This window comes from Lentisphaera profundi (assembly GCF_028728065.1).
In the GTDB taxonomy this organism is placed as follows: Bacteria; Verrucomicrobiota; Lentisphaeria; order Lentisphaerales; family Lentisphaeraceae; genus Lentisphaera; species Lentisphaera profundi.
Genome location: NZ_CP117811.1, coordinates 775,873 through 789,172 on the forward strand (window position 1 = coordinate 775,873; position 13,300 = coordinate 789,172).

Below are 13,300 nucleotides of genomic sequence, written 5' to 3' on the forward strand. Positions count from 1 at the left end.
AGATACTCTTTTATAAATTAAAGTGAGGTGCCACGTTTCCAAGGGATGAAGTCGTCTTGACCGAGTTTTTCCGCCTTACTGATGGTAGTGCCTGACGCGACGTCAATACAGTGTCGAAGTAAGTCTTGTCCTGTTTCTTCAAGTGATTTCTCGCCGGAGATAATGCAGCCGGTATCGAAGTCAATGATATCGGGCATAGTGATAGCGACTTTTGTATTGGAGGAAACTTTAATAACAGGAGTGACAGGGTTGCCTGTAGGAGTTCCGAGTCCAGTAGAGAAAAGGATAAGGTTGCAGCCTGCACCGGCTAAAGCGGTACAAGATTCTACGTCATTACCAGGAGTATTGAGAAGATTGAGCCCCTTTTTGGTAATGTAGCCCGGGTAATCTTGGACATCTTGGATAACGGCCGTGCCACCTTTTTTTGCGGCGCCCGCAGATTTCATGGCATCGGTAATAAGACCATCTTTGATATTGCCTGGAGAAGGATTGCTTGACATAGAAGTGCCATCGGCTTCTGCACGTGCTTCGTAGCTACGCATAAGATCAATGAAGGTATTAGCCGTTTTTTCATCTTTACAGCGCATGATCATTTCTTTTTCAACGCCAAATAATTCGGGGAATTCAGAAAGAACTGCAGAGCCACCAAGTTTAACAATGAGGTCACTCACTTGGCCAATAGCAGGGTTTGAAGAAATACCTGAGAAACCATCGGAGGCGCCACATTCAACACCAATGACTAGCTTGCTCAAAGGTGAATCTTGACGTTGATGTTGATTAGCTTGAATGAGTCCAGCAAAAGTAGACTTGATAGCTTTGCTAATGAGTTCTTGCTCGGTACCAATCTGCTGCTGTTCGTGGAAGTATATAGGTTTATTGGCAATGTCTAAACGTTCAAGATAGGATTCGAGTAAGCCCATTTGAGTTTTTTGACAACCGAGACTAAGGATCGTTGCGCCTGCAGTATTTGGATGCTTGATATAACCTGCAAGCAGTTGTGCGAGCACTTGGGAATCTTCGTTAGTACCACCGCATCCCATGTTGTGGAAAAGGAATTTTAAGCCATCTACATTTGGGAATAAATTATTTGAGCTTTGAGTTTTTGCACCACTTGATTCCGCTGAATTGAGAATGTCATCCACACTTGCGCCATTTTTATAGAGCTCAGTAAGATTGCGTAATTCATCTTGGTAGGAGCTGTGATCAGTGAAACCTAGTTCACGATTAAAGACTTCTCTAAGTGTCATTAGATTATTATTTTCGCAAAAAACTAAAGGAATAACGAGCCAGTTATTGCGTGTTCCTACTTGACCGTCTGCACGCTGGAAGCCTTTGAAAGTCTGACCTTCAAATTTACTGGCATCAGTAGGAGGAGCTTGGTAGCCAGGCATCCAATTACACATATCATCACTACTGTGTTCAGTATTTTCCGTGGTGATGGCTTCGCCAGTTTTAATATCAGAGAGTGCACGACCAACAGGAACGCCGTATTGAGTCATGATTGAATCTTTGTTGAAATCTATTAGGGCAAATTTATGCTTAACTTTAACATCTGTTAGAAGTGTAATGGTCTGGTCACTGTGTACGATTACTTTACCCGCACTTAGGGGAGTGAGTGCAACTGCTAAATCATCTTTGGGGTGAAGCACGAGGAAGCTTTTTTTAGCCATTAGATTTGTTACCTAGTTTTTTAAATTATCTTAGACAATAGGAGATTTTTGGTCAGAATACAAGACTGGAAGCTTGGATAGTGCAGCTCTGCAATTATTAAATGATCGAATAGTTTAAGTTGATCCTATTTTTTCTGTGTGAATAAAGTAATCAATTATTTATTATCATTGAATCATATACAATATAAAGGGGATCTCAATCTTCTCACGTAGATTTATATATGGGGAATTTAATGCTTATCATTACAGGTTCTGTCAATTCCCCAGTCTCAAGAGCTATTGTTAATAAGAAATATTAAACACTCAAAGGCACTTATGTTATTTTCAAAATTCTCTTTAGTTTTTTTAAGTTCTTTAGCTCTACTTGCAGACGCTCCAAATATTCTCGTTATTACTGTGGATGATTTAAAGCCGACACTAGGCTGTTATGGTGATGAATTCGCAATAACGCCAGCGATAGATGCCATTGCTGCTCGGGGTACATTATTTAACGCGAATTATTGTCAGCAAGCAGTTTGTGCCCCCTCACGAATTTCGATGTTTACAGGTTTGCGTCCGGACACAACGGGCATTCTCGATTTACATACCAGTATGAGAGATATAAATCCCAATGTGATCACGATGCCACAATATTTTAAGGAGAAGGGCTACTTGAGCATTGGCTATGGTAAAATTATGCATGGAGCCAAGAATGACGATACAGAATTATCGTGGTCGGAGCGAGATGAGGAACTCCCCTATAATAGGGAAATAGGGAAACCGGTGCTTGATAAGTTTCAAAATCCTAAAGCACAGGAAATTTTAAAACGACTGAGTAAAAAATCTAAAAAGTTAAAGACTAATTTGTTGATGAAGGAACTTAAGAAAGAAGGTGCCTACTTTGTTTCAGAAGCGTATGATCTGCCCGATGATGCCTATAAAGATGGTGCAGTTGCCAAGGCAGGAACTAAGCGTTTAAAAGAATTGTCAGAGACAAAAGAAAAGTTTTTCATGGTCCTGGGATTTAATAAACCTCACCTACCTTTCAATGCACCTAAAAAATATTGGGATATGTACGATCCGAATAAGCTGCCATTAGCGGAATACCGTAAGCAAGATAAACAAAGACCTAAGTATGCCTACCATAGCTTTGGAGAACTCGCTGCATATAAAGATTATAAAATAGGTGAAGCGGTAGATGACAAACGCAAGCGTCATTTGATTCATGCTTATTATGCCTGTGTAAGTTATGTTGATGCACAAATAGGCAAAGTGATGAGCGAGTTGAAGGCTTCAGGTTTAGATAAGAATACAGTCGTTGTTTTATGGGGAGATCATGGTTGGCATTTAGGGGATCATGGCTTGTGGTGCAAGCATTCGAACTTTGAACAAGCAACGAAAGCACCACTCATTATTTCTGCGCCGAATTATCCTCAGGGGAAAGTAAGTCAATCGTCAACAGAATTTATCGATATATTTCCGACTTTATGTAAGTTGAGTGGCTTGGAAGTTTCCGAACAATTGGAAGGGCTGGATCTTAGTCCCATTTTATTAGATCCCAAAGAGAAAGTAAAAGATATTGCAGTGAGTCAATACCTACGTTGGGCGAGTCATGGTTACACCATGCGTTCGGGTCAATATCGTTTGACATTATGGATGCCAAAGGACTATTATAGTTTCAAGAAATTTGATGAGAATCAAATTCAGGAAATAGAGCTTTACGATTATAAAAAAGATCCTAATGAGAAAACGAATTTTGCGAATAACCCTGAATATAAAGAAATTTTAGAGAAATTAAAAAAGCAATTCGCTGAACATTTTGCGGAGCAATATGATGCAGAAAAAGCCAAGGCAATGCCTGGCTTAATCAAAAAATATAGTCGTAAATAAAAACTTAGAGTTTAGCAAACTCTTTCGCAAAAATTGCCTCCGCACAGCGTATACCATCTACTGCTGCGGAAGTAATTCCACCGGCATAACCAGCGCCTTCACCGCAAGGATATAAATTCATACAAGAAGGCGACTCTAAATTTTCTTTATCCCTAGGAACTCGAATAGGGGAAGACGTGCGACTTTCCACTGCATGAAGTAGGGCATTGTTCGTAAGGAAACCAGGGATCTTTCTTTCGAAATTTTCGAGAGCTTTTACGTAAGCTTCGGTGAGTTCTTTAGGATAGATATCCTGTAGATTTGCAGAGATCACACCAGAGGGACAGGAACTTCTTCCTATATCTCCTCGAATACCTCTCATGAAATTTTCAGGAGTTTGAGCAGGTACTTGTATTGTGGCACCAACATCTTGACCCGTAGCAAAGGCCTTTTGTTCAATTTTACTTTGAAACTCTAAGGCTTTCAGAGGATCATTGCCTAACCACTTATCTTTATCAATAGTGATAACTAAGCCAGAGTTAGCAAAGGGTGAACCGTGATTGTAATTAGACATGCCGTTAACAACCATGTGGCCTGCTTGAGCACTGGAAGCCAGGACATATCCACCAGGACACATGCAGAATGAATAAACTCCGAGGTCAGATTTTTTATCATGACAAGATATTTTGTAGTTAGCGGTAGGAATGTCCGGATGATTGTAGAGTTTTCCATATTGAGCTTTGGTGATGAATTCTTGTGGATGCTCTATACGAAAGCCCATAGCAAAAGATTTTGATTCGCATAAAATATTAGCCGCAATTAAGCGATGATAAACATCATGAGCTGAATGGCCACTAGCCAAAATCCAATGATCTGATTCGAATTTTTCGCCTTTGTGTGAAGTTACTGCCGTCAGTTGATTTCCATGCATGTGGAATTCTTCTGCTCGAGTCTCGTATTCAATGCTACAGCCTTTTTCTTGGAGTAAATCGGATAAGCGAGAAATGACTTTGCGGATTTGGTTTGAACCTACATGAGGGTTCGCAAGGTATAATATTTCTTCAGGTGAACCAAAGTCAACAAAGCGCTGCATGACGTAGTCAATATGCTCAGATTTAATTCGCGTGATCAGTTTACCATCAGAAAAAGTTCCTGCGCCACCTTCGCCAAAACAGACGTTTGAATCGGGGTTGAGTTGCCCTTTTTTCCAATGTCTAGAGATATCTCTCATACGTTCGAGAATAGGCTTTCCTCGTTCGAGGATCCGACAAGGCAGTCCACGCTCAACTAAGCGCAAAGCGGCAAATAAACCCGCAGGGCCGGCACCAATTATGGTGGTCATAGGTTTTTTGTCTGAGGGGAATTTATCTAAAAGGATTTTTTCGAGCGGAGGGGGACTCACAGAAGCAAATGTCTCTACGGTGTAGATATACATGATCTTACTTTTTTTACGAGCATCCAAAGACTTCTTTAGAATCCGAAAAGATTTAAATTGTGGGTCTAATTTCTTAAGGGCATTCTCTAAAGAAGCGCCAGGGGAAAGTGAGATGTTATTAAAGAGTGGCATGTATGGGGTCCTCTTCTTCAGAATTATGTAGATTTACACTTTTGTGATAGGCTTCAATCAAGTCTTGGTAACGTAAGACATTGATAACTTGATTCTCATCATTAACGACACAGAGTTCTAAGTGGCCATCATTTAAGAATTTGCCTAAGGCTTCGTATAGCGTCATATTGCTTTTTAGTACGACTGATTTTTCCATGATGTCGGCAACAATTAGCATTGAGTAGGTATCTTGATTAAACATAACCGTACGGATTTTGTCAAGGTTTGCAATGCCGATAAGGGTTCCCTTATTAACAACGGGAAAAATATGTTGTTCCGTGCTTTGAACTATTTCGGAGAGTTCGCCTAGCATGGTGGTGGCTTCAACTGTTTTAGTTTTTTGGGATAAATCTAGGGCATCACCCACTTGGATTTCTTGAAGGATATTTACGGTCATGTCTCCCTTGTGGGCAGGAGATTCAAATTTGTTTAAAACTTGAGGTTTAAAAATGGATACTTTGCTGGTGAAAAGCATGCTGAAAGCTGAGGTTAGAAGTAGTGGAGCCAATAAGTTATAGGTCCCCGTTATTTCACAAACCATGATAATGGAGGCAATAGGGGCATTAGCCACGCCTGCAAAAAATGCAGCCATGCCAACCATGACGAAAGCGGTGATGGAAGGGATCATGGGATTATCAGGAAATTGCATGTGAAGGAAAGTGCCTAAGCAACCGCCCGTCATAGCTCCAATAAATAAACTTGGACCAAAAATTCCTGCAGAGCCGCCTGAACCAATGGTTAATGAGGTGGCGATGATTTTTATGATTACCGCTAGGGCAATAAAGCCAAGCGCCAACTTACCATCCATAACATCTTGGATGGCACCCCAACCATCACCTAAGGCGTAGGGCATCATAAGTGCGAGGACTCCAGTGAGCATTCCACCAATAACAGGCTTCATCCAAGTAGGTATTGTTAGTTTGATAAAAAAATCTTTAGTCGCCTGATAAAATTTGACGTATATGGCTCCGATAACACTACAGATTAGGGCAAGTAAAATATAAGATGGGATATGGAAGAAGCCTTCAAAACTTTCGACTTCACCTAGATTGAAAATTGTATGGCTGCCAAAGGTGAGCATGAAAGTAGAGTAGGACGTTACGCTTGCAATGACGCAGGGCATGATTGATTCGGATTCAAAATCTTCGCGATATAATACTTCTACGGCAGTAATAGCGGCACCGAGGGGGGCTCGAAAAATAGCGCCCAAACCACCTGCACAACCAGCTAAGAATAGGCTTCTTCTTTCTTTAACGGATAAAGAAAGTTTATCAGCTACGTAGCAACCAAATCCTGCACCCATTTGTGCCACGGGACCTTCTTTGCCGCCACTACCGCCACTCGCTAAAGTCATAATGGAAGCTATGCCCTTTACGATAGCGGTTGAGATTTTCATTTTTGCTCTTTTGTTGTGGAATGTGTCAACTAGCGCTGAGGTGCCATCGTAAGAAGCCTCAGGTGCGTAGCGTCTAACGATGTATCCAGCTATACCACAGCCAATCCCAGGGACGAGAATGATAAGTAGAGTTTGTGGAAGTGATGAGAAGATTTGATCGTAGAGAGAGGTCTTTATATGGTGTAAGTTCTCCTCACTTATGATATGATCTCCTGGAGGAGAAGTAAGTTCCAAGCCAAGGACACCGTCGAAAATTATAGCTTTTGCCCACTCTAAGGAAAGAAAGAATAGACTCGCTAATAAGCCAGTGATAATACCCACTAAAATGGAAAGCATAACCAGTTTGAAGGCTTTGTTTTTCTGTAGTTTAAATTTGAGTTTGTTGATATTCATATCTCAGTCTTGGCTAGCGTAAAAGTGCTGCAAGATAGAGCCGACTTATATCCTGTCCACAAACAAATGATATTTTCCTAAGGATTCATTAATAATGTTAAAGGCGTTTAACTAGGAAGTGTTTTATGCATGAGGACTTAAAAAGTGATAAGCTTTTGAAATCAACTCAGGAAATTTATTCATAGGGAAGGATCTTTTGGCCCCTGTGTAAAGCTCTGCACTTAAGCCATGTATGAAACAGGCTAATTTAGCTTGCTCGTAATAATCAATGTCTGGCCTCGCCCAGATGGAAACTAAAATACCAGCCAAGGCATCACCGCTACCAGCGCTAGAAAGAGCCTTGTTGCCACTGGTATTGATGGAGTAATTACCGTCCTTATTGAAGACTTTACTCTGAGGTCCTTTGAGGATTATATAGATGCCAAAATCTTTGGCGATTTTCTGTGCTGCTTTAAGTAAATCTTTAGTGGGATAATTCAGGGCTTTGCTAAGACGAAGTAGTTCTCCTTCATGTGGGGTGATAATAGTCGGAAATTCTCTAGGGAATGAAGTACGATTTTTGGCGATAAGATCAATCGCCGCAGCATCGATGACTAATGCTTTGTTTGACTGAATCAGTTGTTTAAATATAATTTCATTTTCGTCTGTGATCTCTAAGCCGGGACCGATTAAAACGGATTGGGATTTCACAAAAAAATGGGAATCTAAGAGCTTAACATCATGTTGTAAGCATATTACGCCAGGGTTTTGCGGAAATCGCGAATTGGGATGAGAAAGAATCGTCATGCCAGCACCGCTTACAGCAGCGGCGTCGGCAGCAATTATCGCAGCGCCGGAATAATTTGCGGATCCCGCGATGATAAGACATTGTCCTCTGAGGTACTTGTGAGCGTTATAGTCTATCTCTATGAGAGCTTTTTTTGCGTCCTCCGCAAAAAAAGCTTGGCCGACTTCTTCAGCTTGATCAATATATTCATGGGGGAAAGAGATGTTGAGGTTACGTAGGGCGCCGATATGTACAGGGCCAGAATTTTCGAAATAGGCAGTCTTAGCTAAACCAATACTCAACGTTAAATGGGCTTTGACACAAATACCTAGAGCTTCGCCTTCTGAGTTTAAACCAGAGGGAGAGTCAATTGAAATGACAGGAACTGTTGAACTGTTGATGTCGTTAACTAGTTCTGCAATACGAGCTGATAGGGGGCGATTTAAGCCCGTGCCAAATAAACAATCAATAATGATATCTCCCTCATGTAAATCTTTTATGAGTGAAGACTGATAATCGAAATTGCAAATATCTATTTGAGATTGACTCATGATGAGCGCGTCTCGGCTTAGTTTTTCTTGAGTATGGGTACAGAGAATTTTTACGCTATAAGAATTTCTTAAATGTCGTGCAATAACAAAGCCATCACCGCCGTTATTTCCTGGGCCACATAAGATGATGATTCGTTTAAGGTGATGCTGTGCTAAAGAGGCACAATAAAGATCGATTTCATTAGCACATTTTTCACCCGCTCTTTCCATGAGTATCAAAGAGCTAGCTTTACCATTTTTTATAGTTTGTTGATCAATAGTCCTCATGGTGTGTGAACTTACAATCTTCATTGGTAGGTGTCCTTTTTTATTTAATTTATAGACTTAAAATCTTAGATCAAGTTATTGCAAGTTTTGGAAAGGATTTTCTCTAGCGTGTGCTAAATTAATTAAAATTAGCAAAAGTGATCACAAATGAAACCAAAAATCAGTTTAGGTATGTCGCCTTGTCCAAATGATACGTTCATGTTTTATCATTTACTTCATCATTCAGATTTCAGTAAAAAGTACGATATAGATTTACAAATCATGGATATACAGGATTTGAATGAGCTCTTGAAGTCTAAGGAAGTGGATTTTTGTAAATCTTCTTTTGGGCTTATCCCTAAGGTATTAGAGGATTATGTAGTGTTACGATCCGGCTCAGCTTTAGGTCATGCCTGTGGGCCACTATTGGTATCAAAGAATAAAGCAATGACTAAGCAAGACTTATTAGGATCAAAGATCTTGATTCCAGGTTTAGATACGAGTGCTTTTAGTTTGTTGAGAGCTTATTTGGGTAGTGATTTTAATGCAGAGGAATGTTTGTTTTCAGAAATCATGCCTGCTTTAGGGCGAGGCGAAGCCGACGCCGGCCTCATTATTCATGAAAGTCGTTTTACCTATGAAGACTTTGCTTTGTCCTGCCTAGTCGATCTGGGCGAGTGGTGGGAGCAAAAGTATTCATTACCCATTCCTTTAGGAGCAATAAGTGCAAAGCGATATGTAGGCAATGAGGTGATTGAAGAATTTTCTAATGCACTGAAAGCGTCGGTTGAGTGGGCTTTTTCTCAAGACTGGAAAGAAAATAAAGAATTTTCAAATTTTATATGTGGACATGCAAAAGAGATTTCTGAAGAAGTCTTGGACTCTCATATAGCCCTGTATGTCAACCAAGAATCTATCGAATTAAGTGAACAAGCAATTGGAGCGATTGAAAAAATGTTTAGTCAGTTAAAAAATAGAGAGATAAGTCGCAGCGAGTTTCTGTTTTCATGATTGCTTTATTGATAGCAACAGAGTTTGAACTAAAAAATCAGAACTATGTATGGGAAGACTTTGAAGGTTTAGCCATTACTTACATTAATGATGGGCTTTGTGCAATAATTGTAGGTGCCGGCGTAGCTAAGGTATCTTTAAGTTTGATCCCATTGACTGAATTTAAAGAAAAGAACTCTGAAGTCATCTTCATTAATTTAGGTATAGCAGGAAATTTGGCTGACCGTAATCTTGCCCAGGCGTATATGCCAGGGAAATTCATTTTCAATACTTATGCGAGTAATGAATCACCTACCGCGGGTTTTATAGAGGCTTGTTATCCTGGTATCAACTTATATCAAGGGCCGACTTTAGCGACGAGCGCAATGCCAATCTGGGAGGCTCGTAATAAAGATTTTTTATCAAAAAAAGGTGCTGAGCTAGTTGATATGGAGGCATATATTTTAGCCTCTTGGGCAAAACAATATGGACTCACTGTTTATTTCATTAAAGTCATTTCTGATTTAGCCTGTGAGGAAAGTAAACAAAACTTTGAAATAGGTGCATTAAGAGCGATAGAGATTATTTCACATGGGATCTTTGAGCTAGATGCTTTGATCTCAGCCTCAATAGAAGTAAATTCATGCTCTATAAAAAAATGTTTTGGAATTAAATCATGAAAGTAGTCATTGTCGGTGCAGGTGAAGTTGGAACGGGTTTGGCCGAAACACTTTGTTTAGAGAAAAATGCCGTTGTAGTTATTGATTTAGATAATGATCTTTTGCGTAATCTATCGAATAAATTTGATTTGATGATTATTAATGGCAATGGAGCTTCGGGTAAAGTTTTAAGCGAAGCGGAGATTAAAGACGCTAATTTAATGGTGGCAGTGACTGAATCTAATGAAGTGAATGTTTTATCTTGCCATACAGCAAAAACGCTTAATCCTTCGCTTAGGACAATTTGTCGTGTCAATGACACGGATTACTTCAATGAAGATGAGTCTTTTGATCTTAAGAATTTTGGTATTGATCACTTAGTTGTCCCGCAAAAAGAATGTGCCCAAACAATTTTAGATGTTTTAGCAGGACCGAATTTAAAAGAAATTACTAAGTTATCAGTTGAGGGCGCGGTGATTTGTGGCTTTCATTTATCACCAGGTTCCGCAATGGTGGGAACTCAGCTATTGTCATTTCCTCGACCCGATTTATTGGATAAAATCCGAGTCTGTGCCATTTGGCGGCGCGGTAAACTTATTATCCCTAGGGGTAAAGAGCGTTTTAATAATTATGACGATGTTTATGTAGCGGGAGAACGATCAGAAGTTTTAGCCTTAGCGGAATGGTCATGCTTGGATGAAAAAAAGGTCAATAATATCGTCATTGGTGGCGCGACAGAATTGGGTACTTATTTAGTTGATGAACTCAGTAAAGAGGGCAAAAACGTTACCTTAGTCGAAAGCGATGAGCGCTTAGCCGAAAGAGCCCTTAAAAAACTCGAGAGTTCCGTGAATATTCTCCATGGTAATATTACTGATAGTGACATCCAAAAAGAAGCGGGAGTTGATGCCGCAGATTTATATTTATCTGCAATGAACAGTGATGAAAATAATATATTAAGTTGTCTTTTAGCGAAGAGAAAAGGTGCTGAAAAAGTAATCACAATTATAAATAAGCCTGATTACCGCGAAATTATTTCCAGTATGGAGAATATTGATGGTTGTTTTAGCCCTCGTACAGCAGCTTTGAATTCAATTATCAACCTTATCCAAGGCGAGAATCGTAGGATTGGTGCCATTCTTCATAGGATATCCGCAGAAGTTTTTGAAATGACAGTCGTACCTAAAAGTCGTGTTGTGGGTAAAACAATTAGTGAATCAGCTTGTCCTCGAGGTGCGGTATTCGCAATGATCTTCAGAGGAAATGTCATTATTCCCGCAACAGGTGACCAGATTTTTCAAGTGGGTGATCTCGTGGTGATGATGGGGGAGCAGTACGCGTTAAAGAAAGCCCAAGCCCTATTTGCACCAAAGAGCATTATGGGCTTGTTATAAAATATTGTTAATTTGATTCTCTAATTTATTAAACCAGTTGTATGCCTCGGGAAAGAATTTTTCATTACGTCTTTTTAGCTCGTCGTAAGAGTTGAGGATTTCGGGGTATATAAGAGGGCTTTTATATTTTTCTTTGACAATGCTTTTGAACCATTGGTGACGTTTCATTTCTAGTTCACGACTCTCTTGTATCTGCTTTTTTAAGTGTAAGATTTTTTTCTTGTATCCGCTTTTTTTACCTCGACTAAAATCGATTAGAACCTTTTGGATATCGAGTAAGTAGGGTCTTGTGTAGAAAGGGCTTTTATTGATGGTTTTAGAAAAATTATTAATGATAGTAGTTAGGTATTGAGTGTTGATGGTAGAGTTTTTGTAAGTGGCAAGGTCTTCAAGAGGGAGCTGAACTAATTCAAATTGTCCTAGTTTATTCTTTCGAGATATAGTGAGGTTTGATAGTTTATCTAATTTGCTTAAGATTAATCCACTATGAATAGGATATAAATGATTAAAAATCATTTTATTAATTTGTTCTTGGAGCCAAAGTTCAAAGGTGATATTTTTTTGTTTTGCTAAAATATGAAGTGCATTGAGCAGGTAGGCATTGTCGTATGTATTTTTATTTATTTTAGAAAATACATCGTGTTTTAATTTTTTGTTTTTGAAGACTATGCGGCTCAGGATTTTTGATTTTTCTAAATAAACTGATTTTATCAAGTAGGGAGCATTTTTTAGTAAGTCTAGATGCTTAATGAAATCTAGTTTAAAATCGCCTTCATTTAAGTTGTTGTATCGAGTGAAAAAATACCGTTTTTGTAAATGGGTAAAGTCATTTTTAGTATGTAAGGCATTATATACTATGGATGCATTAATCCAATTGGGGACCGTGTCGCTATCAAAGTGTGCTCTTAGCAAGCCTTTATTGATTAAAAAAATCAAACTTATGTCATCTAATTTTTTTACTTGTTGTTGGTTTAAATATATATGACTGTGTGTAGAATCTTTATTGAGGACAGTTTCGTAGAGGAAAAAACGAGTGATACTATCATTGTTTTTTTTTCCGATTGATGCACTAATATTTTTTGCACATAAATCGAGGATTTTTATGAAATTACGCGAATCAATATTGTCTTTCTCTGCATAAAAAGAAAAACCTGCATTAGAATCTAATCTAAACAGGTTTTTCTCATTGTCAGCTCCGTATAAATAAACGGAAAGGACTAGTAGAAGAAACTTCTTCATTAAATAAAAGTTCTGAACAATTATTTACGATTGGTTTCTATGTAAAGACCAATTGAATCTTTTCCTTCTTGTGTGGAAGTCCAATCACTAAAACCTTGATCTGTGAGGTCTGTAATTAGAATTGTCCAGCTAGCTTCATTCCAGTCTGGATTTTTTTTCAACCAAGTATTAAGTTCTTTTTTTGGAAAGCGAACTTTTCCTTTGATTTTTTTAGTGCCATTTTTGTTATGTCCTTAGTTGTGTTTGTCGTGAAATTTTTGGAGATTACTCTTCAGGGATATCATCGCTTTCAATGATGACAGCAGTGTCTCTAAAGATAGGTTGGTAAAGTGTAACGATGGGGTTTCCGGCTTCTTGGTGTGCCCAAGGATTGCCATATAATTCCCAGCCATCATTAAGACATTCAGTTACTAGAGTATCGAAAGCTTCGCCTTCAACGTTAAATACTACTTTATAGTCTTTTACTGTTACGCGCATCTGTAATCTCCCATTTTTAAGATTGTCGTACAATTTATAATTTCTTGTTAGCTATTCAAAACAAA

Annotated in this window: 11 protein-coding genes; 4 read left to right on the forward strand and 7 right to left on the reverse strand. The window is 39.0% G+C overall.

The annotated features are described in order from the left end of the window. Positions 1-17 precede the first annotated feature (17 nt). Complete coding sequence (locus PQO03_RS03250) at positions 18-1,670, reverse strand: UxaA family hydrolase (protein ID WP_274151083.1); 1,653 nt, start codon at positions 1,668-1,670, stop codon at positions 18-20. Between the two features lie 315 nt (positions 1,671-1,985). Here PQO03_RS03250 and PQO03_RS03255 point away from each other — a divergent pair, with 315 nt between their 5' ends. After that, positions 1,986-3,539 carry a sulfatase gene (locus tag PQO03_RS03255; protein ID WP_274151084.1) on the forward strand — a complete coding sequence of 518 codons (1,554 nt, stop codon included), beginning with the start codon at positions 1,986-1,988 and terminating at the stop codon, positions 3,537-3,539. Between the two features lie 4 nt (positions 3,540-3,543). On the opposite strand, the gene PQO03_RS03260 is transcribed toward PQO03_RS03255, so the two are convergent. The 3 genes from PQO03_RS03260 to PQO03_RS03270 all read right to left on the reverse strand — a co-directional run bounded on the left by PQO03_RS03260 (position 3,544) and on the right by PQO03_RS03270 (position 8,521). Continuing rightward, entirely contained in the window at positions 3,544-5,085 is a 1,542-nt protein-coding gene (locus tag PQO03_RS03260; RefSeq protein WP_274151086.1) for an NAD(P)/FAD-dependent oxidoreductase, read from the reverse strand. After that, the gene (locus tag PQO03_RS03265) at positions 5,072-6,913 is read right to left on the reverse strand and encodes a chloride channel protein (RefSeq protein ID WP_274151088.1); all 1,842 of its coding nucleotides are present in this window, start codon (positions 6,911-6,913) and stop codon (positions 5,072-5,074) included. The genes PQO03_RS03260 and PQO03_RS03265 overlap by 14 nt, the downstream gene beginning before the upstream one ends. Before the next feature lie 123 nt (positions 6,914-7,036). Continuing rightward, a complete protein-coding gene (locus PQO03_RS03270; protein ID WP_274151089.1) occupies positions 7,037-8,521 on the reverse strand; it encodes an NAD(P)H-hydrate dehydratase in 1,485 nt (494 codons plus the stop codon). Between the two features lie 123 nt (positions 8,522-8,644). Between PQO03_RS03270 and PQO03_RS03275 the strand changes: the two genes are divergently transcribed. From PQO03_RS03275 to trkA, 3 genes are read left to right on the forward strand one after another with little or no spacing between them, the layout of a single operon-like run. Then, positions 8,645-9,487 carry a 1,4-dihydroxy-6-naphtoate synthase gene (locus PQO03_RS03275; RefSeq protein WP_274151090.1) on the forward strand — a complete coding sequence of 281 codons (843 nt, stop codon included), beginning with the start codon at positions 8,645-8,647 and terminating at the stop codon, positions 9,485-9,487. Next, a complete protein-coding gene (locus tag PQO03_RS03280) occupies positions 9,484-10,146 on the forward strand; it encodes a phosphorylase family protein (RefSeq protein ID WP_274151091.1) in 663 nt (220 codons plus the stop codon). Before PQO03_RS03275 ends, PQO03_RS03280 begins: the two co-directional genes overlap by 4 nt. After that, complete coding sequence (gene trkA / locus PQO03_RS03285) at positions 10,143-11,519, forward strand: Trk system potassium transporter TrkA (RefSeq protein WP_274151092.1); 1,377 nt, start codon at positions 10,143-10,145, stop codon at positions 11,517-11,519. Before PQO03_RS03280 ends, trkA begins: the two co-directional genes overlap by 4 nt. Here trkA and PQO03_RS03290 read toward each other — a convergent pair. The 3 genes from PQO03_RS03290 to PQO03_RS03300 form a co-directional block, all read right to left on the reverse strand. Beyond that, the gene (locus PQO03_RS03290) at positions 11,514-12,758 is read right to left on the reverse strand and encodes a hypothetical protein (protein WP_274151093.1); all 1,245 of its coding nucleotides are present in this window, start codon (positions 12,756-12,758) and stop codon (positions 11,514-11,516) included. The genes trkA and PQO03_RS03290 overlap by 6 nt on opposite strands. Before the next feature lie 20 nt (positions 12,759-12,778). Further along, complete coding sequence (locus PQO03_RS03295; RefSeq protein ID WP_274151094.1) at positions 12,779-12,919, reverse strand: hypothetical protein; 141 nt, start codon at positions 12,917-12,919, stop codon at positions 12,779-12,781. A gap of 103 nt (positions 12,920-13,022) precedes the next feature. Next, positions 13,023-13,235, reverse strand: a complete 213-nt coding sequence (locus PQO03_RS03300; RefSeq protein WP_274151095.1) for a DUF1737 domain-containing protein — start codon at positions 13,233-13,235, stop codon at positions 13,023-13,025. Positions 13,236-13,300: the final 65 nt, after the last annotated feature.

What these genes read in the sequence shown, in the direction of transcription:
- PQO03_RS03255 (WP_274151084.1), top strand. Translation starts at nt 1,986, where the DNA reads ATGTTATTTTCAAAATTCTCTTTAGTTTTTTTAAGTTCTTTAGCTCTA.
- PQO03_RS03280 (WP_274151091.1), top strand. Translation starts at nt 9,484, where the DNA reads ATGATTGCTTTATTGATAGCAACAGAGTTTGAACTAAAAAATCAGAAC.
- PQO03_RS03260 (WP_274151086.1), bottom strand. Translation starts at nt 5,085, where the DNA reads ATGCCACTCTTTAATAACATCTCACTTTCCCCTGGCGCTTCTTTAGAG.
- PQO03_RS03300 (WP_274151095.1), bottom strand. Translation starts at nt 13,235, where the DNA reads ATGCGCGTAACAGTAAAAGACTATAAAGTAGTATTTAACGTTGAAGGC.
- PQO03_RS03265 (WP_274151088.1), bottom strand. Translation starts at nt 6,913, where the DNA reads ATGAATATCAACAAACTCAAATTTAAACTACAGAAAAACAAAGCCTTC.
- PQO03_RS03250 (WP_274151083.1), bottom strand. Translation starts at nt 1,670, where the DNA reads ATGGCTAAAAAAAGCTTCCTCGTGCTTCACCCCAAAGATGATTTAGCA.
- PQO03_RS03290 (WP_274151093.1), bottom strand. Translation starts at nt 12,758, where the DNA reads ATGAAGAAGTTTCTTCTACTAGTCCTTTCCGTTTATTTATACGGAGCT.
- trkA (WP_274151092.1), top strand. Translation starts at nt 10,143, where the DNA reads ATGAAAGTAGTCATTGTCGGTGCAGGTGAAGTTGGAACGGGTTTGGCC.
- PQO03_RS03275 (WP_274151090.1), top strand. Translation starts at nt 8,645, where the DNA reads ATGAAACCAAAAATCAGTTTAGGTATGTCGCCTTGTCCAAATGATACG.
- PQO03_RS03270 (WP_274151089.1), bottom strand. Translation starts at nt 8,521, where the DNA reads ATGAAGATTGTAAGTTCACACACCATGAGGACTATTGATCAACAAACT.